23 protein-coding genes are annotated in these 24,969 nt (G+C 69.4%); 5 read left to right on the top strand and 18 right to left on the bottom strand.

Features of this window, described 5'->3' with window-relative positions; translation table 11 throughout:
* The first annotated feature begins 51 nt into the window (after positions 1 to 51).
* Positions 52 to 2,403: an ATP-dependent helicase gene (locus Q0Q47_RS18875; protein ID WP_293863181.1), complete on the top strand. Its 2,352-nt coding sequence runs from the start codon at positions 52 to 54 to the stop codon at positions 2,401 to 2,403.
* 18 nt (positions 2,404 to 2,421) lie between these two features.
* Here Q0Q47_RS18875 and Q0Q47_RS18870 read toward each other — a convergent pair whose 3' ends face one another.
* Together Q0Q47_RS18870 and Q0Q47_RS18865 are read right to left on the bottom strand one after the other, a co-directional pair.
* Positions 2,422 to 2,697: a type II toxin-antitoxin system HicB family antitoxin gene (locus Q0Q47_RS18870; RefSeq protein ID WP_293863179.1), complete on the bottom strand. Its 276-nt coding sequence runs from the start codon at positions 2,695 to 2,697 to the stop codon at positions 2,422 to 2,424.
* Between the two features lie 31 nt (positions 2,698 to 2,728).
* The gene (locus Q0Q47_RS18865) at positions 2,729 to 2,893 is read right to left on the bottom strand and encodes a type II toxin-antitoxin system HicA family toxin (RefSeq protein ID WP_367278272.1); all 165 of its coding nucleotides are present in this window, start codon (positions 2,891 to 2,893) and stop codon (positions 2,729 to 2,731) included.
* Positions 2,894 to 3,018: 125 nt separating this feature from the next.
* On the opposite strand from Q0Q47_RS18865, the gene Q0Q47_RS18860 reads away from it, so the two are divergent.
* On the top strand, positions 3,019 to 3,939 hold the full coding sequence (locus Q0Q47_RS18860) for a 50S ribosomal protein L11 methyltransferase (RefSeq protein WP_293863175.1): 921 nt from the start codon (positions 3,019 to 3,021) through the stop codon (positions 3,937 to 3,939).
* Between the two features lie 12 nt (positions 3,940 to 3,951).
* On the opposite strand, the gene Q0Q47_RS18855 is transcribed toward Q0Q47_RS18860, so the two are convergent.
* Positions 3,952 to 4,170 carry a hypothetical protein gene (locus tag Q0Q47_RS18855; RefSeq protein ID WP_293863173.1) on the bottom strand — a complete coding sequence of 73 codons (219 nt, stop codon included), beginning with the start codon at positions 4,168 to 4,170 and terminating at the stop codon, positions 3,952 to 3,954.
* 247 nt (positions 4,171 to 4,417) lie between these two features.
* Between Q0Q47_RS18855 and Q0Q47_RS18850 the strand changes: the two genes are divergently transcribed.
* Positions 4,418 to 6,241: an aminopeptidase P family protein gene (locus Q0Q47_RS18850; protein WP_293863171.1), complete on the top strand. Its 1,824-nt coding sequence runs from the start codon at positions 4,418 to 4,420 to the stop codon at positions 6,239 to 6,241.
* 112 nt (positions 6,242 to 6,353) lie between these two features.
* On the opposite strand, the gene Q0Q47_RS18845 is transcribed toward Q0Q47_RS18850, so the two are convergent.
* From Q0Q47_RS18845 to murB, 12 genes are all read right to left on the bottom strand, one after another.
* Positions 6,354 to 6,662: an AzlD domain-containing protein gene (locus Q0Q47_RS18845; RefSeq protein ID WP_293863225.1), complete on the bottom strand. Its 309-nt coding sequence runs from the start codon at positions 6,660 to 6,662 to the stop codon at positions 6,354 to 6,356.
* Positions 6,663 to 6,670: 8 nt separating this feature from the next.
* Positions 6,671 to 7,366, bottom strand: coding sequence for an AzlC family ABC transporter permease (locus Q0Q47_RS18840; protein ID WP_293863169.1), 696 nt, complete (start codon positions 7,364 to 7,366; stop codon positions 6,671 to 6,673).
* 12 nt (positions 7,367 to 7,378) lie between these two features.
* Entirely contained in the window at positions 7,379 to 8,242 is an 864-nt protein-coding gene (locus Q0Q47_RS18835; RefSeq protein ID WP_293863167.1) for an AraC family transcriptional regulator, read from the bottom strand.
* 91 nt (positions 8,243 to 8,333) lie between these two features.
* Entirely contained in the window at positions 8,334 to 10,469 is a 2,136-nt protein-coding gene (gene ligA / locus Q0Q47_RS18830; RefSeq protein WP_293863165.1) for an NAD-dependent DNA ligase LigA, read from the bottom strand.
* 2 nt (positions 10,470 to 10,471) lie between these two features.
* Positions 10,472 to 12,136, bottom strand: coding sequence for a DNA repair protein RecN (gene recN / locus Q0Q47_RS18825; protein WP_293863163.1), 1,665 nt, complete (start codon positions 12,134 to 12,136; stop codon positions 10,472 to 10,474).
* A gap of 115 nt (positions 12,137 to 12,251) precedes the next feature.
* Positions 12,252 to 13,115: an outer membrane protein assembly factor BamD gene (locus Q0Q47_RS18820; RefSeq protein WP_293863161.1), complete on the bottom strand. Its 864-nt coding sequence runs from the start codon at positions 13,113 to 13,115 to the stop codon at positions 12,252 to 12,254.
* 122 nt (positions 13,116 to 13,237) lie between these two features.
* Positions 13,238 to 14,182 carry a UDP-3-O-acyl-N-acetylglucosamine deacetylase gene (gene lpxC, locus Q0Q47_RS18815; RefSeq protein ID WP_293863223.1) on the bottom strand — a complete coding sequence of 315 codons (945 nt, stop codon included), beginning with the start codon at positions 14,180 to 14,182 and terminating at the stop codon, positions 13,238 to 13,240.
* A gap of 309 nt (positions 14,183 to 14,491) precedes the next feature.
* A complete protein-coding gene (gene ftsZ / locus Q0Q47_RS18810) occupies positions 14,492 to 16,294 on the bottom strand; it encodes a cell division protein FtsZ (protein ID WP_293863159.1) in 1,803 nt (600 codons plus the stop codon).
* Between the two features lie 82 nt (positions 16,295 to 16,376).
* Positions 16,377 to 17,702 (bottom strand): cell division protein FtsA, encoded by a 1,326-nt coding sequence (gene ftsA / locus Q0Q47_RS18805; RefSeq protein WP_293863157.1) that lies wholly within the window; start codon positions 17,700 to 17,702, stop codon positions 16,377 to 16,379.
* Positions 17,699 to 18,595, bottom strand: coding sequence for a cell division protein FtsQ/DivIB (locus Q0Q47_RS18800; protein ID WP_293863155.1), 897 nt, complete (start codon positions 18,593 to 18,595; stop codon positions 17,699 to 17,701). The genes ftsA and Q0Q47_RS18800 overlap by 4 nt, the downstream gene beginning before the upstream one ends.
* Before the next feature lie 50 nt (positions 18,596 to 18,645).
* Entirely contained in the window at positions 18,646 to 19,569 is a 924-nt protein-coding gene (locus tag Q0Q47_RS18795) for a D-alanine--D-alanine ligase (RefSeq protein WP_293863153.1), read from the bottom strand.
* 54 nt (positions 19,570 to 19,623) lie between these two features.
* The gene (gene murB / locus Q0Q47_RS18790; protein WP_293863151.1) at positions 19,624 to 20,544 is read right to left on the bottom strand and encodes a UDP-N-acetylmuramate dehydrogenase; all 921 of its coding nucleotides are present in this window, start codon (positions 20,542 to 20,544) and stop codon (positions 19,624 to 19,626) included.
* 77 nt (positions 20,545 to 20,621) lie between these two features.
* Between murB and Q0Q47_RS31180 the strand changes: the two genes are divergently transcribed.
* Both Q0Q47_RS31180 and Q0Q47_RS18785 read left to right on the top strand, forming a co-directional pair.
* The gene (locus tag Q0Q47_RS31180; protein WP_367278270.1) at positions 20,622 to 20,861 is read left to right on the top strand and encodes a type II toxin-antitoxin system RelE/ParE family toxin; all 240 of its coding nucleotides are present in this window, start codon (positions 20,622 to 20,624) and stop codon (positions 20,859 to 20,861) included.
* Positions 20,862 to 20,873: 12 nt separating this feature from the next.
* Positions 20,874 to 21,266, top strand: coding sequence for a helix-turn-helix domain-containing protein (locus tag Q0Q47_RS18785; RefSeq protein ID WP_293863149.1), 393 nt, complete (start codon positions 20,874 to 20,876; stop codon positions 21,264 to 21,266).
* A gap of 17 nt (positions 21,267 to 21,283) precedes the next feature.
* Here the strand turns inward: Q0Q47_RS18785 and murC are convergent, their stop codons facing one another.
* The 3 genes from murC to Q0Q47_RS18770 are packed head-to-tail and all read right to left on the bottom strand — an operon-like array spanning position 21,284 to position 24,968.
* Positions 21,284 to 22,699, bottom strand: coding sequence for a UDP-N-acetylmuramate--L-alanine ligase (gene murC / locus Q0Q47_RS18780; protein WP_293863147.1), 1,416 nt, complete (start codon positions 22,697 to 22,699; stop codon positions 21,284 to 21,286).
* Complete coding sequence (gene murG / locus Q0Q47_RS18775; RefSeq protein WP_293863145.1) at positions 22,696 to 23,814, bottom strand: undecaprenyldiphospho-muramoylpentapeptide beta-N-acetylglucosaminyltransferase; 1,119 nt, start codon at positions 23,812 to 23,814, stop codon at positions 22,696 to 22,698. The genes murC and murG overlap by 4 nt, the downstream gene beginning before the upstream one ends.
* Positions 23,814 to 24,968 carry an FtsW/RodA/SpoVE family cell cycle protein gene (locus tag Q0Q47_RS18770; protein WP_293863143.1) on the bottom strand — a complete coding sequence of 385 codons (1,155 nt, stop codon included), beginning with the start codon at positions 24,966 to 24,968 and terminating at the stop codon, positions 23,814 to 23,816. The genes murG and Q0Q47_RS18770 overlap by 1 nt, the downstream gene beginning before the upstream one ends.
* Position 24,969 lies beyond the last annotated feature (1 nt).

Genomic DNA, 24,969 nt, shown 5'->3' with positions numbered 1-24,969 from the left:
ACCGGTCCTTCAACGCGAGCGCACCGCGAGACCCAGGCAGGCAACAGGACAGTGACGGACCACGATCGCCACGACGGCGAGCATCAGCCCCGCCCCGGCGGCCTCGCCGCCCGCGCCCGTGCCGGCGTGGCCGCGCCGTCGCCCTATCTGGTCGGCCTCAATCCCGAGCAGCGCCGTGCGGTGGAGGTCACCGACGGACCGGTGCTGGTCCTCGCTGGCGCCGGCACGGGCAAGACGCGCGTGCTGACCACCCGCATCGCCCACATCATCGCGTCCGGCCTCGCCTATCCGTCGCAGATCCTCGCCGTGACCTTCACCAACAAGGCCGCCCGGGAGATGAAGGAGCGGGTCGCCCACCTGGTGGGCCCCGTGGCCGAGGGCATGCCGTGGCTGGGCACCTTCCACGCCATCGGCACGCGCATCCTGCGCAAGCATGCCGAACTCGTGGGCCTGCGCTCGGACTTCACGATCCTCGACACGGACGACCAGATCCGGCTGATGCGGCAGGTGATCCAGGCCGCCGACATCGACGAAAAGCGCTGGCCGGCCCGCGCGCTGGCCGCCTTCATCGACGGCTGGAAGAACCGCGGCCTAACGCCCGACAAGGTGCCGGCGGGCGAGGCCGCCGCTTTCGCCAACGGGCGCGGCGGCAAGCTCTACGCCGCCTACCAGGAGCGGCTGAAGCAGCTCAACGCGGCCGACTTCGGCGACCTGCTGATCGAGAACCTGCGGCTCTTCCGCGAGCACCCGGACGTGCTGCAGTCCTACCAGGACCGGTTCAAGTACATCCTGGTCGACGAGTACCAGGACACCAACGTCGCGCAGTACCTGTGGCTGCGCCTGCTGGCGCAGGGCCGCCGCAACGTCGCCTGCGTGGGCGACGACGACCAGTCGATCTACGGCTGGCGCGGGGCGGAGGTCGACAACATCCTGCGGTTCGAGCACGACTTCCCGGGCGCGACCGTGGTGAGGCTGGAGCGCAACTACCGCTCGACCGGCCACATCCTCGCCGCCGCCGGCCACCTGATCGCCCACAACGAGGGCCGGCTGGGCAAGACGCTCTTCACCGACGGCGAGGAGGGCGAGAAGCCCACCCTCACCGGCGCCTGGGACAGCGAGGAGGAGGCCCGTCTGATCGGCGAGGAGATCGAGGCGCTCCAGCACAAGGGGCACTCGCTCGCCGACATGGCGATCCTGGTGCGCATCTCGGCCCAGATGCGCGAGATCGAAGACCGCTTCGTGACGCTCGGCCTGCCCTATCGCGTCATCGGTGGCCCGCGCTTCTACGAGCGCCTCGAGATCCGCGACGCGCTCGCCTATCTGCGCTGCGTCGCCAATCCCACCGACGACCTCGCCTTCGAGCGGATCGTCAACACGCCCAAGCGCGGGCTTGGCGACGCCACGCTCGAGCAGATGCACAGCTACGCCCGAAAGCAGCGGATCCCGCTGATGCAGGCGGCGCGGCAACTCTCGGAGACGGACGAGCTGAAGCCCAAGCCGCGCACGGCGCTGCGCGACCTCACGTCGGCCTTCGCGCGCTGGTCGTCACGCATCGAGACGATGAAGCACAACGAGCTGGCCGAGCTCATCCTCGAGGAGAGCGGCTACACGGAGATGTGGCAGAAGGAGCGCACGGCCGAGAGCACCGGACGCCTGGAGAACCTCAAGGAACTCGTGCGCTCGATGGAGGAGTTCCCGGACCTCGCCGGCTTCCTCGAGCATGTCTCGCTGGTGATGGAAGCCTCCGACAGCGACACCACCGAGAAGGTGTCGATCATGACCATGCACGGGGCCAAGGGGCTCGAGTTCGACACGGTCTTCCTGCCCGGTTGGGAAGAAGGACTGTTCCCCAACCAGCGCGCGCTGGACGAGAGCGGCCGGGCCGGCCTCGAGGAAGAGCGCCGTCTGGCCTATGTGGGCCTCACGCGGGCACGACGGCGGGCCAAGATCTACTTCGCCTCCAACCGGCGCATCCACGGCCTGTGGCAGTCGACGATCCCCTCGCGCTTCGTGGACGAGTTGCCCGAGGCCCATGTCGAGGTGACCGAGGCCCCGGCAAGCTTCGGCGGCTACGGCGGAAGCCGCTTCGATCGCATGGAGACCTTCGGGTCGAGCTACAGCACCCCCGGCTGGCAGCGCGCCCAGGAGCGCCAGCGCCAGGGCGGCGGATTTGGCGGCGGCAGCCGGGATTCCGGCCCCGGGCGCCGGGGTCCGCTTCAGATCGAGGGTGAGCTGGTGGCCAAGTCCACCGGTTCGACCAGCAGCTACGGCACCGGCCAGCGCGTCTTCCACGTCAAGTTCGGCAACGGCACCGTGGCGGCCGTGGACGGCAACAAGCTCACGATCGACTTCGACAAGGCCGGCCGGAAAATGGTGCTGGAGAGCTTCGTCCAGAAGGCGTGAAATCCGGATTCGCGCCGGTCACGCCGCTTTCTGGACGCCGCCCTCGCAGGGGTGCGGAAGCGCGATGACCAATTCGGCCATCGCGAAGGCTTCCGCCAACGTCGAATCCTCACGGAGGCACGGCAGGTCGCGCGGCTCCGGGATCGTCAAGCCGCTCTGGATCATCATGGCGGCCCAACCCTTCAAGGCTTCGGCCGAAGCCTCGAACAGGTCGGAAAGATCGTCAGATGCCGAGAAGCAGCCGGGCGCATCGGGGAAGAAAACGCCATAGGCGCTGTCGGGATCCTTGGACACAAGACCGATCACTGGCTTCATGGCAACCCGCTCACGCCCATCCTGCCTGACGATAAATGGCCTTCACCGTGCCGAGCGGAAGGTCTCTCTTGGGATGAGGCACCGTCACGATAAATCGCTCCCCAGCTTTTCCAAAATGGTGGTGGGATCCCTTGGACCTGAGGAGCACCCAACCTTCCTCAACCAAGCGCGCCATGATGCGGCGGCTGTCGCGTTCAAAAATCATCTGCGATCAAGATCGATAAAGCGTGAGCATGCCCGCCAGCGCTCAGCGAGGCAACCGCCATCGACAGAAGCCCCGTCCTCCGCTACGAACCGCCCATGCTCGAAGGTCTCCCTCCCCACCGCCCCACCCACCTGATGAAGCTCGTCTGCGACGAGGCGACCGCGCGCAACGTGGCCGACGTCGTCGTCGAGATGTTCGACCCGGCCGAGACGGCCGCGGCGGCCTTCGAGAACGAGAAGACGCTGCAATGGGAAGTGGAGGTCTACTTCTCCTCCGAGCCGGACGAGGACATGATCCGCGACCTGGTGGCGCAGTCCGCCGGACCGGACGCCGCCGCGGCCGTGACGTTCGATGCCATCGCGGAGAAGGACTGGGTCAAGGCGTCGCTGGACGGACTCGCCCCCGTGCCGGCCGGACGGTTCGTGGTCCACGGCAGCCATGACCGGGGACGCGTCGCAGGCCATGCCATCGCCATCGAGATCGAGGCGGCCCTGGCCTTCGGGACCGGACACCACGGCACCACCCGCGGCTGCCTGCTGTTCCTCGACGACATCCTGAAACGCCGTCGGCCGCGGCACGTGCTGGACGTCGGAACCGGCACGGGCGTCCTGGCCATCGCGGCCGCCCGGGCGCTGCGTCGCCCCGTCGCGTCAGGCGACATCGATCCCGTGGCGGTGGAGGCCGCGCGCTCCAATGCCGTGCACAACCATGCCGGGGCCTATGTCCGCCCGGTCGTGGCCAAGGGCGTCGGCCATCCTCTGCTCCAGGCGGGATCACCCTACGATCTGGTGTTCGCCAACATCCTGGCGCGGCCCCTGATGCGGCTCGCTCCCTCGATCGCGTCGGTGGCGACGCGCAATGCCGACGTCATCCTGTCCGGCCTGCAGGCGCGTGACGTGCCTGGCGTGCTGGCGGCCTACCGCGCGCAGGGATTGTCGCTGGTGGCGAGGCGGGACCTCGAAGGGTGGGCATCACTGCATCTGCGCCGCGGAGGCGCCGGCCCGCGGCAGGCCTGACGACAACCAGCGTCAGAAAGGCGACAACTCGTCCTGGCTCAGGTCGATGTGCATCACGGAAATGAGCGGTCCGAAGGCCTGTCGCTTGCGGAGCTCGCGCACGGCATGCCTGCGCCGTGAGTCGATCAGCGCGTCGACGACGCCGCGGAACATCTGCTGTCCGACGCGGGGGCCGGCTTCTTCACGGAGGCCCGCCACAACATGAAGACGGGAAAGTCGAAGGGTGGTCATGGGATTTGCTCCTCACGGTGTTGAGAGAGCCATCCGGACGTTTCCAATATGACGCCGTCGTAACCTGTCTCGCATGTGCGAGATAGAGCCGACGATGCATGGCTCTCAACGCGCACATGCAGAGCTTGTTCAAGGGTTTGGCAATATTTTCCGCATTGCACAAAACGGACGCTGAACCGCGTCATCCTTGACGCGCCGAACCGCCTGTGCACGGCTTGCCGCCTGCAGGATCGAGACGAGGCAAGCGATGACCAAGGCCCAATTCCAGTCCTTCGAGGAGAAAGCCAGCCCGGCGCAGGGCGCCCCGCGGGTGGCGGCCCTGCGCGCCGAGTTGAAGCGGCGCGGACTGGACGGCTTCATCGTGCCCCGCACAGACGAGTACCAGAACGAGTATGTTCCGCCCTCCTCCGAGCGCCTGTCCTGGCTGACGGGGTTCACCGGGTCCTGGGGCGTGGCGATCGTGCTCGCCGACAAGGCGGCCATCTTCGTCGATGGCCGCTATACCGTTCAGGTCCGCGAGCAGGTCGACACCGCCCTGATTGCGCCCGAGCATCTGGTCGACAATCCCCCGGACGCCTGGATCGAGAAGGCGCTCGCGAAGGGCGCGAAGCTCGGGTTCGACCCCCGCCTCCACACGCCCGACGGCGTACGCCGGCTGGAGAAGGCCTGCCAGAAGGCCGGAGCGACGCTCGTGCCGGTGGCCGACAATCCGATCGACGCCGTGTGGAACGACCGCCCCGCCCCGCCGCTGGCGGCCGTGGTTCCGCACCCGATCGACCTCGCGGGCGAGGACACGGCGACGAAGCTCGACCGGATCCGAGCCTCGGTGGCGGGCCACGACGCGGGCGCGCTCGTGGTCTCGGATCCCCATGCCGTCGCCTGGATCTTCAACATCCGCGGCGGCGACGTGTCCCACACGCCCCTGCCGCTCGGACACGCCATCGTGCCGCGCGAGGGCCGGCCGACCCTGTTCATGGACGGCCGCAAGCTGTCGAACGCCGTGCGCGACGCCCTCGCCTCCGTTGCCGACATCGAGGAACCGACCGCTCTGCAGCGCAGCCTGCGGGCGCTGGGCGAGGCCAAGGCGCGTGTGCGCTTCGACCAGGGGACGGCGTCACAGTGGCTCGTCTCGCAGGTCGAGGAGGCGGGCGGCACCGCCGACGTGGGCGCCGATCCAGTCGCGCTGATGAAGGCGGTGAAGAACGCCGCCGAGATCGCCGGATCCCGCTCCGCCCATCGCCGCGACGCCGCCGCCATGGCGAATTTCCTTGCCTGGTTCGACCGTGAGGCACCGAAGGGCGGCGAGACCGAGATCAGCGCCGCCGTGGCGCTGGAGGGGTTCCGCATCGCCACGGGTGCACTGAAGGACGTCTCGTTCCCCTCGATCTCGGGCGCGGGCCCGAACGCGGCTCTTCCGCACTACCGCGTGTCGACCGCCTCCAACCGCGCCATCGAGCCGGGGATCTTCCTGATCGACTCCGGCGCCCAGTACCAGGACGGCACCACGGACATCACCCGCACCATGGCGGTGGGCACGCCGACACCCGAGATGAAGGATCGCTTCACCCGGGTCCTCAAGGGGCACATCGCCATCGCGACGGCGGTCTTTCCCAAGGGGATCTCCGGCGCCCAGCTCGACAGCTTCGCGCGCGCCGCGCTGTGGCAGGCCGGGCTCGACTTCGACCATGGCACGGGCCACGGCATCGGCAGCTATCTCTCGGTGCACGAGGGGCCCCAGCGCATCTCCAAGCTCGGCACCACGGCGCTGCAGCCCGGCATGATCCTGTCCAACGAGCCCGGCTACTACAAGACCGGCAGCTTCGGCATCCGCATCGAGAACCTGATTCTCGTCGAGAAGCGCGAGATCCCGGGCGCCGAGCGCGAGATGTACGGGTTCGAGACGCTGTCCTTCACGCCGATCGACCTCGCGCTGGTCGAGCCTTCGATCATGACGCGGGAGGAGATCGACTGGCTGAACGCCTATCACGCGAAGACGCGCGAGGTGGTGACGCCGAGCGTCTCGGGCGAAACGCTGGCCTGGCTGGAAAAGGCGACACGGCCGATCGGGTGAAGCCCGGGAGCTCGTATCCTGTGCGAGGAGCCGTTGGCGAGTAGAGACTAGCGAATGGCGGCGCTTCGCTTCCCGTCCGCCACTCCCTACCCGCTATTCGCCGCTCGCTCGTTCAGCCCAACCCCAGCACGGCCCGCAGCAGCACGACGCTCACGACGCCCACGGCGACGACGGCCAGCAGCGGCAGGCGGGCCGCGGCGGCGCCGGTGATGAGCGCGGCGATCGTCTCGGCCGGCCCGGTGGCCAGCATCACGGGTGCGACGACGGCCACCAGCACGGCCGCCGGGATCGCGTCGAAGGCGGCCTTGGCCCGCCCGGTCAGGTTGAACCGACCGACGAGGAACAGGCCGGCGATGCGGGTCGCATAGGTGACCGCGGCCATGGCCGCGATGGCGGCCAGCGTCGCGGGCTGGACGGACAGCATCTCGGTCATGCGCGCTCACCCTCGGGCCGCCACGTGACGGCCGCGGCCGCGATGCCGGCGACGGCGCCCGCGGCGACGTGCCAGGGCGGTCCGAACAGCCAGTAGGCTCCCGCGGAGGCCACCGCGCTGGCGACGACCGTGATGGCGGTCGACCGGCCCTTCCAGAAGCCGGCCACAAGGCCGATGAACAGCGCCGTGAAGGCGAAGTCCGCGCCGATGCGCTTGGGATCGCCCAGGAAGGACCCGGCGACCGCGCCAAGCCCGGAGAAGACCACCCAGCCACAGTAGAAGGGAACGATGGCGCCGAAGAAATAGGCGGGCGTCAGCGGCTGCCGCGCGGCGCGCCGTTCCGCCATGGCCCAGTTCTCGTCGGCGAGCACGTAGAACCCGAGGAAGCGCTGCCAGGACGCCCAGCCGCCGGTCTTGGGCGCCAGCGAGGCGCTCATCAGGACGTGGCGCAGGTTGATGAGGAGCGTCGAAAAGGCGAGCACCGCGACCGGGGCCGGCGTGCGCCAGATCTCCACCGCCGCGAACTGCGCGCCCCCTGCGAAGACCGACATCGACATGAGGGCGGTCTCGGCCAGCGACAGGCCCTTGCCGGCCGAGAGCGCGCCGTAGAGCAGCCCGATCGGAACGCAGGCGACGAGGGCCGGCGAGATGTCGCTGAGACCGTCGCGGGCCTCGCGCCAGGTGGACGACATGATGGATGGACCTCAGTGCCGGAAGGCCGCCCTGTAGGCGCCCGGCGTCACGCCGTGGCGGGCCTTGAAGGCCCGGGTCAGGTGGCTCTGGTCGAAGAAGCCGACGGCGAGCGCCGCTTCGGCCGGTGAAACGCCCGAGCGCAGGAGGCTGCGCGCCTCCAGCACCCGGCGGTTGACGAGGTAGGAGTGGGGCGTCGCCCCGGTCTCGCGCCGGAAGGCGCGGATCAGCAGATGCCGCGGCAGGCCGGCGGCCGCGGCGAGATCATCGAGCGAAAGATCGTCGGCGAACCGATCGTCGATCAGGGCCTGGGCGCGCTTCACAGGAGCCGCCTCCTGCCCCAGCGAACGGGGCCGCACGCCGCCGTGGCGAGCGACGAGCAGTGCCATGACGCCGAGCAGCGCTTCGTCGCCGGCCAGGGCATCCTCCCCCTGGTCGAGCAGGCGATGGGCCTGGACGAAGAGCGCCGCCCCTTCCGGATCACGAACGCAGGGCTGCGCGAAGTAAGGCATCCGCGCCGACGCCTCGCCGGCGACCTCCCGGGCCGCGGCGGCGACGAAATCCACGGTCGGATAGCTCATCCGGTAGCTGTAGCCATCCTCGAACGGCTCGCCGTCGTGCACCTCGAGCGGGTTGACGAAGGTAAGATCGTCGGGACCGACATAGTGGCGCGCGCCACGGCACAGGAATGTCTCGCACCCGGCCACCACGGTCCCGACCACGAAGGTCTCGTGCGCATGGGGCGCGTAGACGTGGGTGCGGAACGTCGCCTCCAGGCATTCGAGCCCGCCGTGACGCTCGGACACGAAGAAGCGCGCCCGCTCGGCCTTGCCGAGGGGACGGTCATCCAGGGTGCTGCGTTGCGACGTGACGTCCATGGTCGCAGGATAACGCACCGGCTGAGAGGGTCTTGCACAAAAGTGACGGGACGAGATCGCTTGCCGCCGGTCCCTGCTGCGGTGCGGGCGCTCACCCCGCAGCGCCGCCCACCAGCTCCAGCCAGCCGTCCTCGTCGAGCGTCTGGATGCCCAGGGCCTGGGCGGCGGCGAGCTTCGAGCCGGCGCCGGGACCGGCGACCACGAGGTCGGTCTTCTTGGACACGGACGAGGCGACCTTCGCGCCCAGCCGCTCGGCCATGGCCTTGGCCTCCTCGCGGGTCATCTTCTCGAGCGAGCCCGTGAACACCACCGTCTTGCCCGCGACCGGGCTCTCGGAGGCGACCTCCTCCGGCGGCTCGGGCGTGACGTGCTCGAGAAGCTCCGCCACGACCTCGCGGTTGTGCGGCTCCCCGAAGAAATCGACGATCGACTCGGCGACGACCGGCCCGATGCCGTCGATGGCGGTCAGTTCGGCCAGCGCTGGGGATCCGGTCTCCGAGGCCGCGACAGCGGTGTCGCGCAGCGCCTCCATGGACCGGAAGTGGCGGGCAAGGAGCTTTCCGGTGGTCTCGCCGACGTGGCGGATGCCGAGCGCGAAGATGAGCCTGTGAAGCGCCACGTTCCGCCGCGCCGCGATGGCCGCGAAGAGGTTGCGCGTCGAGGTCTCGCCGTACCCCTCTCGATCCTTGAGCCGCTTCAGCGAGCGCGCGTCCCGCGCCTCCAGCGTGAAGATGTCCTGGGGCCGCGTGATCAGGCCGTCCCTGTAGAAGGTCTCGATCTGCTTGTCGCCGAGGCCTTCGATGTCCAGCGCGTTGCGCGAGGCGAAATGCTTGAGGCGCTCCACCGCCTGGGCGGGGCAGACCAGGCCACCGGTGCAGCGGCGGACGACGTCTTCCTTGCCGGTCTTGGGATCGATCTCGCGCACGGCGTGGCTGCCGCAGGCGGGGCACAGCGTCGGAAAGGCATAGGGCTGCGCGCCTGCGGGACGCTTCTCCGCCACGTGCCCGAGGATCTGCGGGATCACGTCGCCGGCGCGCTGGACGACCACGGTGTCGCCGATGCGGATGTCCCTACGGGCGATCTCGTCCTCGTTGTGGAGCGTGGCGTTGGTGACCACCACGCCGCCGACGGTCACCGGCTGGAGCCGGGCCACGGGCGTCAGCGAGCCGGTGCGGCCGACCTGGATGTCGATGCCCAGCAGCAGCGTCGTCGCCTTCTCGGCCGGAAACTTGTGCGCGGCCGCCCAGCGCGGCGAGCGCGACACGAATCCGAGGCGACGTTGCAGGTCGAGGTCGTCGACCTTGTAGACCACGCCGTCGATGTCATAGGGCAGGCTCGCGCGCTGCTCCTCGATGGCCCGGTAGTGGGCGAGCATGTCGGCCGTGCTCTCGCACCGGCGCATCAGCGGGTTCGTCGGCAGGCCGAGGCGCGCGAAGGCCGCCACCATGCCGGACTGGGTCGGGGCCGGCATCGAGCCCTGCACCTCGCCCCAGGCATAGGCGAAGAAGCGCAGGGGCCTGGCTGCCGTGATGCGCGAGTCGAGCTGGCGCAGCGAGCCCGCGGCCGCATTGCGCGGATTGGCGAAGAGCGGCTTGCCCTCCGCCTCCTGGCGCGCGTTCATCGCCGCGAAGTCGGGCTTGGTCATGTAGACCTCGCCGCGCACCTCCAGGACGGGCGGGATCCCCTCCCCGGCCAGTACCTGCGGCACCTCGCCGATGGTCCGCACGTTCACCGTGACGTCCTCGCCCTCCTCGCCATCGCCGCGCGTCGCGGCCACGACGAGGCGCCCGGCCTCGTAGCGCAGCGAGCAGGACAGTCCGTCGATCTTGGGCTCGGCGGTGAACGCCAGGACACGGTCGGCCGGCCAGTCCAGGAAGCGGCGGACGCGATCGACGAACTCCTCCACCTCGTCGGGCGAGAAGACGTTGCCGAGCGAGAGCATCGGCACGCGATGGCGCACCTTGGCGAATTTCTCGGAGGGCCTGGCCCCCACCCCGCGGGCGTCGGACACCTCCGCCGTGAGGTCCGGAAAGCGCGCTTCGATCGCCTCGAACCGGCGCCGCAGGGCGTCGTAGTCCGCGTCCGAAATGATCGGCGCGTCCTCGCCGTGATAGCGCCGGTCGTGCTCGGCGATCTCCGCGCCGAGCGCGTCATGCTCGGCCTTGGCCTCGCGGGCGGTCAGCATGTCGGGTGCGAGCGCGCGACGGTCGGCGGGAGAGCGAGCCATGGTCAGCCTGCGGCTTCGAGCAGGCGCTGCGCCGCGGCGCGCGCCTCGTCCGTGATGGTGGCGCCGGCCAACATGCGCGCGATCTCCTCGCGGCGGGCACCGGCATCGATCGGGGAGACGCGGGTCGCGATGTGCTCCGCGCCCTCGACGAGATCCTTGCTGATCAGGAGGTGACGCTCGGCCCGCGCCGCCACCTGCGGCGCGTGGGTGACGGCCATCACCTGGACCCGCTCGGCCAGGCGCGCCAGGCGCGCGCCGATGGCATCGGCGACGGCTCCACCGGCGCCCGCATCGATCTCGTCGAACACGAGCGTCGGCGCCGAGCCGCGATCGGCGAGTACCACCTTGAGCGCCAGCATGAAGCGCGACAGTTCGCCGCCGGACGCGACTTTCATCAGCGGCCCCGGGCGGGTGCCGGGATTGGTCTGGACCCAGAACTCGACGCGGTCGAGCCCGTCCGGCGTGCGTGAGTCGGGGTCGGTCTCGATGGAGACGATGAAGCGGGCCCGATCCAGCTTCAGCGGCGGCAACTCGCGGTTCACGGCCGCCTCGAGCCGCTCCGCCGCGGCCCGCCGCTCCGTGCTCAGCGCCTTGGCCGCCTCGGCATAGGCCGCGTCGGCCGTGGCCACGGCCGTCTCGAGGACGCGGAGCCGCTCCTCGCCCTGCTCGATCGCGGCGAGGTCGCCGGCGAAGCGCTGCCGCAGCGCGGCCAGCCCGTCCGGCGTGGTGTCGTACTTGCGGGCCGCGGCCCGCAGCGCGAACAGTCTCTCCTCCGTCGCCTCGAGCTCGCGCGGATCGAACGCCGCGAGGCGCTGGGCGGCCTCCAGGGCGAGGCGGGCCTCGTCCATGGCGTTCAGGACCGCGTCGAGGGCTGCGACGCTCGGCCCCACAAGGGCCGGCGCCTGCGCGCCACGACGCTCCAGGCGGCGCAGGACGGACGAGATCGACGGCAGCGGCGAAGAACTGCCCGCCACGAGGTCATGGGCCTCGTTGATCTCTCCGACCACCTTCTCGGCCTGCATCATGTCCTGGCGCCGGGCGGCGAGGTCGGTCTCCTCGCCCGCCAGAGGGGCGAGCTTGCCGAGCTCGGCAACGGCGTGGGTCAGGAACTCGGCTTCCCGGCGCGCGGAAGCGATGCGCGCCTTGTGCTCGTCCAGCGCCTTGCGGGCCTCGCGCAGGGCCGCATGGCGGGCGGAGACGCCGGCCGAATCGCAGCCGCCGAAACCGTCGAGCAGCTGCCGGTGCACGGCGGGCTCCACCATGGCCCGGTCGTCGTGCTGGCCGTGGATCTCCACCAGCGCCGTGCCGATCGCGCGCAGCACCTGGACGCTGACCGGCTGGTCGTTGACGAAAGCCCGCGTGCGCCCGTCGGCGAACTGGATGCGCCGCAGAATCAGGTCGCCATCGTCCGGAATGTCGTGTTGGCGCGCGAGCGCCCGCGCCGGGTGCGCCGCCGGCAGGTCGAAGGCGGCCGTGACCTGCCCCCTCGCCTCGCCATGGCGCACGAGCCCGCCGTCACCCCGGCCACCCAGCGCCAGGGAGACCGCGTCCAGCAGGATGGACTTGCCGGCGCCGGTCTCGCCGGTGAGCACGCTGAGCCCGTCACCGAAGGCGATGTCGAGCCTGTCGATGAGGACGATGTCACGGATCGCGAGCTGCACGAGCATGGCGTCTATGTCGCGACAGGGAGGGAAAAAAGCAACCGGCCGAAACGCCCGACGGCCGCACCGGGTGCGGCCGTCCACGATTTCCGCAGGTCGATGCGCGCCGAGGCGGCGGGGCTCAGCCCAGCCCGATGCTCTTGAACGCCTTGCTGATCCAGGACCCCGAATCCTCGCGCGGCTCCAGGCCCTTGCTCTGCAGCAGCGAGTAGGTGTCCTTGTACCACTGACTGTCCGGGAAGTTGTGCCCCAGGACGGCGCCGGCGGTCTGCGCCTCGTTGACGATTCCCAGCGCCAGGTAGCATTCCGCGAGGCGAGCGAGGGCTTCCTCGATCTGGTTCGTCGTCTGGTACAGGCTGACGACGTTGCGGAAGCGGTTGATCGCGGCGGTGTAGTTGCGCTTGGTCAGGTAGAAGCGACCGATGGTCATCTCCTTGCCGGCCAGCTGGTCCTTCACGACGTTCAGCTTGAACTTGGCGTCGGGCGCGTATTCCGAGTTCGGCCAGCGCTGGACGACCTCCTGCAGCGCGGCGGCAGCCTTCTCGCTGCGCTCCTGGTCGCGCGACACGTCGGGGATCTGATTGTAGTAGGACATCGCGACCATGTAGGCCGCATAGGCCGCGTCCGGCGAGGCCGGGTTCAGCGCCAGGAAGCGCTTTCCGTTGGCGATGGCGTCGTCGTACTGGCGACCGGTGTAGTTCGAGTAGACCTGGAGAATCAGCGCCTTCTTGGCCCAGGTCGAATAGGGGTACTGCCGGTCCAGGCTGGCGAAGCGCTTGGACGCCGATTCGAAGTCGTTGCGCTGCAGGTAGGCGAGCCCCTCGTTGTAGAGCTGCTCGGCCGGAACCTGCGGGACGATCTCAGGCTTGTAGGTTTCCTGCTTGTCGAACGGATTCAGGTTCGAAATCGTGTCGCAAGCGGCGATGGGAGCCGCGACCGCCAGGGCGGCAGCAACGCGCAGTGTCTGGCTGAGAACGAAACGCATGAGGTGGGTGGCCCCCTTCGAAGCAGCGGTCCCGGACCGCGCAGGGCGACCCGGCGCACTGTGTAACGCATGCGCGTCGTCAGTTCCAGCCGCAAGGGCCGGAAGCCGCGCGGCGAGGTCGATCAGGTCAGGTCCGGCCCATAGGCCATGGCGGGCGACAGGCCGGCGACGTCCCCGGCCACCGGCTCGCGCCGCGGGGCCTCGACGATCGCATAGGCCGAACGGTCGACGAACAGCGCCTGCAGCACCGCCACGTTCATGCGGTGGCCGCCGCAATAGGACCGGTAATGGGCAAGGAGGGGGGGACCCGACAGCGCCAGGTCACCGATCGCGTCCAGCGTCTTGTGGCGGACGAACTCATCGGCGTAGCGCAGGCCTTCGGCGTTGATCACGCCGTCGTCGCCGAGGGCGACCGTGTTGTCGAGGGAGGCACCGAGCGCGAAGCCGGCCTTCCAGAGACGCTCGACATCGCGCATGAAACCGAAGGTCCGGGCGCGGGAGACTTCCTTGCGGAACACGGACGGGTCGAGGTCCATCGTCCGTTTCTGGCGGCCGATCACAGGCGTGTCGAAATCGATCTCGACCTCGAGGCGGAAGCCGCGGGCGAAAGGCCGAAGCTCGGCGAAGCCCTTGCCCTGCTCGATCCGGATGGTCTTCAGCACCTTGATGTAACGGCGGTCGGCGGACTGGCGGACGACGCCCACGCTGTCGATGGCCGCGACGAAGGGAGCGGCGCTGCCGTCCATGATCGGCACTTCCGGCCCGTCGATCTCGACGAGAACGTTGTCGATGCCGAGACCGCGCAGCGCGGAGAGAAGGTGTTCGATGGTCGCGACCGAGCCGTTCGCCGGGTCGCCGATGATGGTGCAGAGCTCGGTCGCGCTCACCCCGTCATGACGCGCCTCGACGAGGCGATCGGGGCGTCCGTGCAGACCGGTCCGAAGGAAGGTAATGCCGGTATCGACGTCCGCCGGGTGGAGCACAACCTTGACGGGAGTACCCGAATGAACACCCACACCGGACAAAGCCACGCTATCGCGCAGTGTAAGCTGCCTGTGACCAGCCATCATCCCACTTCCACACAACAGCCGAACCCCGCTGGCCAATGGCCCCCGGTGTGTCCGGTGTCCGTGCTCTGTTCAACACGCCCCTGCGAGACGTTGGTTCTGTTGGACTCGATGGTCCTTGTCTCGCTGGCCGGGACAATAGCCGTGCCTTCGAAAACGGCCAAATCACGGTTTCTTACCGTTTGTAACACTCTTTACGTTTGAATTATCCACATTCGAAAATTGACAAAAGACGTTATATTTCAGAAGGATACGCCCGCCGCTCCGGAAGCGGCGGGCGCGCGAACATGACCGTGCTGCCGGGCACCGTCAGTTCGACTGCCGGCGAAGAAAAGCCGGAATCTCGAGGTGGTCATCCTCCATCCGCTGCTGCGGAGCGGGGCGGCCGTGGACGTCCAGGCCGGGCGCGGGAGCGACCGGACGGGCCATCGGGGGCTGCGGCCGCTGCTTGCCGTAGTCCTGGTGGATGGCGGTCGGAGCCTGCTGCTGCGGCGGATAGGACGGCGCAGCCTGCTGCGGCTGGTAGCCCGCCGGCGCCTGCTGGGGCTGGTAGGCCGGGGCCATCGAGGGCTGGCGCTGCTGCGGCGCGGGCGCCTGGGCGGCTTCCTCGTTGCGGCGGATCAGGCCGGCATTGGCGAGGCGATCCATCAGCGTCACCCGCTTCTTCTCGGGCTGGGGAGCGACCGGGGCCGGCTGCTGCACCCGCTGCTGCTCGACGAGGCGCTGGGCCTGCGGCGGCAGTTCGTCGACGCGCGGCATGCGCGGCGGACGCACCACCTCCTCGGCGCGCGGCGGGATGAACACCGCCGGCTGAGGCTGCGGCTCGGGCTGGACCTGCTGCGGGGCGTGCATCACGGCCTCGGCATAGGCAGCGCGGGGCGCCTGCGGGCGGATCGCGACGTCATGGTGCATGACGGGCGCGGCCTGCTGCATCACGGGCTGCTGCATGACGGGCTGATGCTGGACCGGCTGCGGCTCGGGCTGGGCATAGGCCATCGGCGCGGGGGCCTCGGTCTCGATGCGCGGCACGGCCTGGGCCTGCGGGCGAAGCGACATGGATTCCTGGCGAGCCCGGGCCTCGTTGCGGAGGCGCTCGGCCACCTCAGCGATGCGGGGCTCGATCTTAGGGCCCGAATCGCGGCCGATCTCCTGGTCGATGCCGGTGGCCACCACCGACACGCGCACGATGCCTTCCAGCGAGTCGTCGCGCGTGGCGCCGAAGATCACGTTGGCTTCCTGGTCGACCTCCTCGCGGATGCGGGTGGCGGCCTCGTCGACTTCGTACAGCGTCAGGTCGCTGCCGCCGGTGATCGAGATCAGCAGGCCGCGGGCGCCCTTCATGCAGACGTCGTCGAGCAGCGGGTTGGCGATCGCCGCCTCGGCCGCGCGCAGCGCGCGCTTCTCGCCCGTGGCCTCGCCCGTGCCCATCATCGCCTTGCCCATCTCGCGCATGACGGCGCGGACGTCGGCGAAGTCGAGGTTGATGAGGCCTTCCTTGACCATCAGGTCGGTGATGCAGGCGACGCCCGAGTAGAGCACCCGGTCTGCCATGGAGAAGGCGTCGGCGAAGGTGGTCTGCTCGTTGGCCACCCGGAACAGGTTCTGGTTCGGGATGACGATGAGTGTGTCGACGGCCTTCTGCAACTCCGAGATGCCCGCCTCGGCGAGCTTCATGCGGCGTGCGCCCTCGAACTGGAACGGCTTGGTCACGACGCCGACGGTCAGGATGCCCATGTCGCGCGCGGCCCGCGCCACGACCGGGGCAGAGCCCGTGCCCGTGCCGCCGCCCATGCCGGCCGTCACGAACACCATGTGTGCGCCCGCCAGCTGGTCACGGATCTCGTCGATCACCTCTTCGGCCGCGGCACGCCCCACCTCGGGCTGCGAACCGGCACCGAGGCCCTCGGTGACCTGCACGCCCATCTGGATGATGCGGTCGGCCTTGGACGAGGTCAGCGCCTGGGCGTCCGTGTTCCCCACGACGAACTCGCAGCCCTGCAGGCCGAGCTCGATCATGTTGTTGACGGCATTGCCGCCCGCGCCGCCGACACCGAAGACGGTGATCCTGGGCTTCAGTTCCCGGATGTCCGGAACGTGCAGATTGATGGTCATGTGCTTGGCCTCTCCATGTGGCACCCGGCAGTGCCGCTTTTTGTCCCTCCGACGGATGCCGCCGCACCGTCGGTCGTCCTTTTCAGAAACTGTCCTTGATCCACCGCCCCATACGCGACAGGTACCCGTCGGTCCCGGTGCCGAGGAATGCCCCCGACGGCCGCGGCACGAAGTGCTCCAGGCCGGCCACCTGCGGGTAGACCAGGAGGCCGACCGGCGCGGCGAAGGCGGGACCCTTCGCAGCTTCCGGAAGGCCCTGGACTCCCAGTGGGCGGCCGATGCGCACTTGCTTCGACAGGATGGTGCGGGCGAGCTCCGGCAAACCCGTGAGCTGCGCCCCGCCACCCGTCAGGACGACGCGCCGCCCGGCCTCGGCCGAGAAGCCCGCCGCCTTCAGCCTGTCGCGCACGAGTTCCAGGATCTCTTCGATCCGGGGCTTCATGATGCGCACCAGGTGGGACTTGGGAACGTGGTTGACCGCGTCGCGCTCCTCGTCGTCGACGGAGGCGACGGCGATCGTCTCGCGATCGTCGGACGCGGTGGCGATCGTGGATCCGTAGAGCGTCTTCAGGCGCTCGGCATGGGCGACGCTGGTCTGCAGGCCGCGCGCGATGTCCATGGTGACGTGGTTGCCGCCGACAGCGAAGGCGTCGGTGTGGACGATCGTACCGCCGGCAAAGACGCCGAGCCCGGTCGTGCCGCCGCCGAGATCGACGACCACGGCCCCCATCTCGGCCTCGTCCTCCACCAGCGCGGCGAGGCCCGCGGCATAGGGCGTGGCCACCACGGCCTCGACGTCGAGGTGGCAGCGCTCGACCGCCAGCATCAGGTTGCGCACGGCGTTCTGGTCGGTCGACACGATGTGCATGTCGACGCCGAGCCGCTCGCCCACCATGCCGTGCGGATCGTGGATGCCCTTCATGGCGTCGAGGCCGAAGCCCGTGGGCAGCGAGTGCAGCACCGTGCGGCCCGGACGGGCGCCCGTCGTGCTGGCCGCCTCGAGCACCCGGTGGATGTCGCCGTCGGTCACGCCGTTGCCGCGCAGGGCGACCTCGGCATGGTAGCTTTCCGAGCCCAGGCGGCCGCCGGTCATGTTCAGGATCGCCGCCTGGATCTCGACCTTCGCCATGCGCTCGGCCGCGTCCACGGCGAGCCGGATGGACTGCTCGGCGGCTTCGAGGTCGACGATGGCGCCGCCCTTGAGGCCACGGGCGCGCTGATGCCCGATGCCGATGATCCGCGCCCGGTGCGTGCGGCCGCGCAGCAGGTCGCTCTCCACCACCGGATCGAGGCGTGCCACGAGGCAGACGACCTTGCTGGTGCCGACGTCGAGCACGGACAGCACCGTGCTCTTGCGCGGCGAGAGCGGCTTCAGGCGTGGCGTCAGACTGGGAGCATGGCGGCTCACGTGGTTCCCCCCTTGGTGAGCTTCGCCTTGGCCTTCACCGCCTCGGCGCGGGCCGTGGCGGCCTCCTCGCCGAGACGCATCACCACGCGATCGGGCAAGCGCAAATCGATGGACAGGATGTCCCTGTCCAGAATCTTCTGGTCGCGAACGAGAGCCGAGAGCCGTGCGAAAGCCTTGCCCGGATGCTCCTCGGGCAGGCGCACGTCGATCCCGTTGTCGAACTTGATGGTCCAGCGCCGCTCGCCGACGAGGATGCCGGCCCTGACGCGGCCGCGCAGCTCCGGGGCCGCGTCGAGGAGCTTCACGAAGGCCGCGGCCTTCTTGTTGGCCCCCTCGCCCACCACCATCGGCAGCTTGGCGAAACGCGCGTCGGCGAAGCGGTCGATCGGCGTCCCGTCAGAGGACACGACGAAGACGTCGCCGTGGTTCTGCCACAGCGCATAGGGCTCGCGCTCGACGATCGTGACGGACAGCGCGTTGGGATAGAGCTTGCGGACCGTGGCTTCCTTCACCAGCGGCATCGCCAGGATCCGCTCGCGCGCCTTCGCCGCATCGAAGAACGGCAGCGATCCGCGCGGATCGACGCCCGCCACCTGCAGCAGTTCCGTCGGGTTCATGTCGACGACGCCGGAAATCTGGACGTCGCCGATGGCGAAGCCCAGCGCCCGGGCGGCGATGTCACGGGGATCGCCGTTGAGCGCGAGGAATTCCTCGTACTGCCCGCCACGCACGACGCCGTAGGCGCCCACCGTCGCGAACAGCATGGCGGTGAGCCCGAGACCCAGGAACCGGGGCAGGCGCGAGCCGGCGCGCTCGACCGCGCGCACGGGCGGGCGATTGCGCCGGCGCATGAGCGCCGGCCAGGCCAGGCGGCCCTGGACAGGTGCGAGCAATCCGCCACCGGCCATGGCCGGGGCAGCAGGGAGCGGACCGGTCAGTCCACTCATCGATCGCAGGAGGCGTCCTCCACCATCCATCGAACCAGCTCACCGAATGTCAGGCCCGCATGGGCCGCGAGTTCAGGCACAAGAGACGTCTCGGTCATGCCGGGCTGCGTGTTGACCTCGAGACAGACGAGTTGGCCGGTACCGTCCGGCCGATCGTCGTATCGGAAGTCTGCGCGACTGACGCCCCGGCAGCCGAGTGCTTGATGCGCCGTTAACGCCATTTGTTGAACCTGATGGTAAATTTTCGGTTTAATTTCTGCCGGCAGCACGTGAATGGATCCGCCCTTCGCGTACTTCGCGTCATAGTCGTAAAAGACCCCCGTGGCGGGCCGAATGTCGATCACGCCGAGGGGTCTGTCGCCCATCACGGCACAGGTAAGTTCCCGTCCTGCAACGTATTTTTCCACCAGCATCCAGTCGCCGTAGGCCCAGTCCGGGCGGCCGAGTTCCTGTGGTGGATGGGTCCGATCCTCGCGGACGATGATGACTCCCACGGACGAGCCTTCGTTAACGGGTTTGACGACGTAGGGCGGCGGCAGAATGTGCCGTTTTGACGCTTCGAGCCGGTGAACCACCACGCCTTCGGGCACAAAAACGCCCGCGGCGGCCATCACGGCCTTGGCCCTCTCCTTGTGCATCGCGAGCGCGGAGGCCAGCACGCCGGAGTGAGTGTAGGGAATTTGCAACAGCTCGAGAATTCCCTGCACGACGCCATCCTCGCCCCAGCGTCCGTGGAGCGCGTTGAACGCCACGTCGGGCCCGACCTCGCCCAGCACCTGGGCCAGATCCCGCCCCACGTCGATGCGCGTGACCCTGAAACCCTCGGTTTCCAGGGCGTTCGCGCAGGCGGCACCCGAGCGCAGGGAGACCTCGCGCTCGGCCGAGAGCCCGCCCATGAGAACCGCCACGTGCTTGGCCATGATTCGTCCTCTGGTTGTGCCGACGCTCACGCGCCGGATCGCGAACGGCGACCGTCAGGGCTTGCCGATTCGCCGGATCTCCCACGCGAGGGTCACGCCGGTGGCCTCGCGCACGCGCCGGCGAACCTCCTCACCAAGCGCTTCGACGTCCGCCGCCGTCGCGCCGGCGTCGGCGATCAGGAAGTTGCAGTGCAGTTCGGAGACGTGGGCCCCTCCGACCCGCAGCCCGCGGCAGCCGGCCCGGTCCACGAGCTCCCAGGCCTTGGCGCCGGGCGGATTCTTGAACGTCGAGCCGCCGGTCCGCGTGTTGACGGGCTGCGTGGCGGACCGCGCCTCGGTGATGGCGTTCATGTCCGCGAGGATCGCGGCGGGTTCCCCCGGCCGGCCGGCAAAGAGCGCCTGTGTGAAGATGACGTCGTCGGGCACCGCGCAGTGGCGGTAGGAGAAGCCCATGTCGCCGAGGGCGTAGGTGCGAACGGTGCCCGCCCGGTCCACGCCGCGCGCCTCGACGAGCACGTCCTTGGTCTCACCGCCATAGGCCCCGCCGTTCATGCGCAGGGCTCCGCCGATGGTGCCCGGAATGCCGCGCAGGAAGCTGAGCCCGGCAATGCCCGCCTCGGCCGCCGCCCGCGCGACCTTCACGTCTGCCGCCCCGGCCCCGGCCCTCAGCCTGTGCTCCGGCTCGACGTCGATGGCCTGGAAGCCGCGCCCGAGGCGGATCACCACCCCGTCGACGCCGCGATCACGGACGAGAAGGTTGGAGCCGAGCCCGATCACCGTGACGGGGATGTCGACCGGGCAGGCCGCGAGGAACGTCGCGAGGTCGGCCTCGTCGGCAGGCTCGAACAGGAGGTCCGCCGGCCCCCCGGTGCGGAACCAGGAGAATGGCGCGAGGGGCGCGTCGGGCGTGATCGTGCCGCGAACGGGGGCGCGCCCATCCCCGAGGAGCCTGGCGATTTCAGCCCCATGCGTCATCGCGCACGTCCCGGTTGGTTGCGCGCGGACAGCATGCCGACATAGCATAAAGCGATATTGCCGTCGGCGATTTTCTCATGAAGACTATCGTTTGGTCTCCTGGCGCGAGACGCGCCCTTCGGGGCCTCCCTGACGAGGTCGCACGCCGCGTTTGCGCCAAGCTGGAGCGATATGCACGGACCGGGGCCGGAGACGTCCGGACTTTGGTCGAGAGCGATCTCAGACGCCTTCGCATCGGCGACTACAGGGTGCTGTTTGCAGAGGACGTTGAACGCCTCGCCATCGTCCGCATCGGGCACCGATCCCCGATCTACTGAAGAAAGCGCAGAATGACGAAGCCTCAGATCATCAAGACCCCATCCGGCGACGAACTCGTCGTCCTCCCCCGCGAGGAGTATGAACTCCTGCTCGCTCGGGCCGGAGACCAGCGCGCCGAGGACTCGGTCGGAGCCAGGATAATTCGCCAAGCCTTGGCGGCCGAGCGGCGTGGCGACGAGATCTTCCTGCCGGCAGAGATTTGGGACAAAATCGAAGCCGGGACGCATCCGATTGAAGCCATCCGCAGGTTTCGCGGCATGACGCAGGTCCAACTGGCGGCGAAGGCGGGTATCACTCAGGGTTTCCTGTCGGAAATCGAGAACCGTCGGAAGACGGGCGACGTCTCCGTCCTCAAGCGCATCGCCGAGGCCCTCGCGGCTCCCCTCGACGTGGTCGCCGACTGACGGAATCGACCTGACCATCACCGGCCCACGCCATCCAGCGCCGCGAGTTCACCCGGCAGAGCGTAGGCCCAGTTGGTGATCGTGCCGGCACCAAGGCACACGACATAGTCGCCGGACTTGGCGACGCTGCGTACCAGGCCCGCGAGGTCGGCGGGCGACGGCAGGGCCACGGCCTGGCGGTGGCCGTGCGCCTTGATCGCCTGCACGAGCGACTCCTTGTCGGCCCCCTCGATCGGCTGCTCGCCGGCGGCGTAGGTGTCCGCCACGTAGACGATGTCGGCGTCGTTGAAGCAGGTTGCGAACTGGTCGAAGAGGGACGACAGGCGCGTGTAGCGGTGCGGCTGCACCACGGCGATGACCTGGCCCGTGGTGGAGGCCCGGGCCGCGCGCAGCACGGCGGCGATCTCGACCGGGTGGTGGCCGTAGTCGTCGAAGATGGTGACCCCGTTCCAGTCGCCCGTCCGGGTGAACCGGCGCTTGACGCCGCCGAAGCCCTTGAGCGCGTCGCGGATGGTTTCCAGCGGCATGCCGAGATTGTAGGCCACGGCGATGGCGGCGGTCGCGTTGAGGGCGTTGTGGTGGCCGGGCATCGGCAGCGTCAGTTCCTCGATGCCGGTGAGCTTGCCGCTCTTGCGGTCGCGGATGACGACCTTGAAGCGCGACCGCCCGCCGGTGAGGTCCACGTCCATCAACCGCACGTCGGCCTGGGGGTTCTCGCCGTAGGTGATGACACGCCGGTCCTCGATCTTGCCGACGAGCTCCTGCACCGTCGGATGGTCGAGGCACATCACCGCGAATCCGTAGAACGGCAGGTTCTCGACGAAGGCGCGAAAGGCGTCCTTGATGGCGTCGAAGGTCTTGAAGTGGTCGAGGTGCTCGGCGTCGATGTTGGTGACGATGGCGACGTCGGCGGGCAGCTTCAGGAAGGTGCCGTCGGATTCATCGGCCTCCACCACCATCCAGTCGCCGGCCCCGAGCCGCGCATTGGTGCCGTAGGCGTTGATGATGCCGCCGTTGATGACGGTGGGATCGAAATGCCCGGCATCGAGCAGCGTGGCGACCAGCGAGGTCGTGGTCGTCTTGCCATGCGTGCCGGCGATGGCGACGCACTGCTTGAGCCGCATGAGCTCGGCCAGCATCTCGGCGCGGCGCACCACGGGCAGGCGCCTCTCGCGGGCGGCCATGAGCTCCGGATTGTCGCGACGGATCGCGGTCGACACGACCACCACGGCCGCCTCGCCGACGTTCTCCGCCTTGTGCCCGACGAAGCAGGCGATGCCCTTGTCGCGCAGGCGCTTCACGTTGGCGCTGTCGGAGGCGTCGGAGCCCTGCACCGTATACCCGAGATTATGCAGCACCTCGGCGATGCCGGACATGCCGATGCCGCCGATGCCGACGAAGTGGATGGGTCCGAGTTCGGCGGGAAGCTTCATGCGGCAATCTCCTGGGTCTTTCCGGCCAGCCGCATCACGCAGGCGGCCAGTCTTTCGGCGGCATCGGGGAGGCCCGCTCCACGGGCCGCAGCGGCGGCCCGCACGAGGCTGCCGGGATCGGCCAGCCTGGCCGCCAGCTCGGCGGCGAGGCGGTCGGGCGTGAAGTCGGATTGGCGGATCACTGTCGCCGCGCCGATCGCCTCGAGGCTCACGGCATTCGCGGCCTGGTCGCCGTCGAGCGACTGCGGCAACGGGACGAGAATGGAGGGACGGCCGATGACGGCGAGCTCGGCGACCGTCGACGCGCCGGAGCGCCCGACCACCAGGTGCGCTGCCGCCATGCGGGCCGGCAGGTCCTTGAAGAACGCAGCGATCTCGGCCGTCACACCCAACTGAGCATAGGTGTCACGGACCCGCGCGAGATCCTCCTCGCGCGCCTGCTGCACGATCCGCAGGCGGGCCCGCGCCTGCGCGGGAAGCCGTTCGAGCGCGGGCGGCACGATGTCGCTCATCACGCGCGCGCCCTGGCTGCCGCCGAACACGAGGAGGTCGAGCGTGCCGCCGGGAGCAGGCTCCGCGAAGGGCGTCTTCGCCGCCTCGAGCACGGCCGGCCGGACCGGGTTGCCCGTGTGAACCTGCTTGGCGGCCAGGGGACCCTCGATGCCGCGAACCTGGGGAAAGCCCGTGGCGATGGCCGTCGCGCGCGAGGCGAGAAGGCGGTTGGCGCGGCCGAGCACGCCGTTCTGCTCGTGAATGAGGGTCGGCACGCCGCGCAGGGAGGCGGCGAGGACGGGAGGCACCGTTGGGTAGCCGCCGAAACCCACGACGACGGACGGCCGGACCCGGCCGATCACCCCGTAGGCCGCAAGCACGCCCTGCCCCAGCTTGATGGCCGCCTTGGCCATGCCCACGGGCGAGCGCCCGCTGGGGGTGGCCGCGGGGATCGCGTGCACGGCGGCCGCGGGAAAGCCGGCGCCGAACTTCGCCGCGCGCTCGTCGGACGCCAGGTGCACGACCACGCCCTGCCGCGCCAGAACGGCCGCCAGCGCCTCCGCCGGGAAGAGATGACCGCCGGTGCCGCCGGCGGCCAGGAGGACGGGTCCGATACCCGCCATCAGGCGCTCCCGCGTTCGTTGCGGGTCACCACGATGCGGTCGAAATACTCGGAGCGCGGACGCCGGCGCGTGACGGCCAGCAGGAAGCCCATGGCGAGCGCCAGCGAGATCAGCGACGAGCCGCCATAGGAGATGAAGGGCAGAGTCATGCCCTTGGCCGGCATCAGGTGCACGTTGACGGCCATGTTGATGACGGACTGGAGGCCGAACAGCATCACGAGCCCCGCCGCGGCGAGGCGGCAGAAGGGCTCCTCGTTGCGCCGGGACAGAACGAGGCCGCGCAGCACCACGAGCGCGAAGACCAGGATGAGGGTCAGGCACATGACGATGCCGAACTCCTCGGCCGTCACGGCGAAGATGAAGTCGGTGTGGCTGTCGGGCAGGATGCGCTTGACGGTGCCCTCGCCCGGTCCCTTCCCGAGCCAGCCACCCTGCACGAAGCTGTCGATGGCGTTGTCGATCTGGAAGGTGTCACCCGAGGCCGGGTTCATGAAGCGGTCGATGCGCGCGGCCACGTGCGGCAGGAGGTGGTAGGCGGCGAACAGGCCAAGGGCGCCAAAGCCGCCCAGCGCGACCACCCAGAAGAGGTGGAGGCCGGACAGGAAGACGAGCCCCGTCCACACGAGTGCGAGCAGCGTGGTCTGCCCGATGTCGGGCTGCATCACGAGCGGCGTGATCGTCACGAACAGCAGCAGGAAGCCGATGATGGTGCCGGGAACGTCGGTGCGCCGTCCGCCCTCCGAGAAGGCCCAGGCCGCGAGCACGACGAAGGCCGGCTTCACGAACTCGGACGGCTGGATGGTCATGCCGGCCAGGCTGAGCCAGCGGCGCCCGCCCTTCACTTCGGCGCCGAACAGCAGGGTCGCGACCACCATCGCCATGCCCACCACGTAGATGAGCAGGGCGGCGCGGCGGACGTGGCGCGGCGTAAAGAAGCTCACGACCAGCATGACGATGCCGGCCGGCACCAGGTACATCACCTGCCGGTTGACGAAGTGGAACGTCGCCAGGCCCAGCCGCTCGGCCACGGGCGGGCTTCCCGCCATGCCGAGCACGATCCCGGCCACCATCAGGATGCACAGGGCGACGAGCAGAAGCCGGTCGACCGTCCACCACCAATCCGCGAAGGGCGTGCGTTCGAGGCGCGAGCGCATG

The sequence above is a fragment of the uncultured Alsobacter sp. genome (genome assembly GCF_945952055.1).
Classification (GTDB): Bacteria; Pseudomonadota; Alphaproteobacteria; order Rhizobiales; family Beijerinckiaceae; genus Alsobacter.
This window is presented reverse-complemented; position numbering and strand designations above follow the sequence as displayed.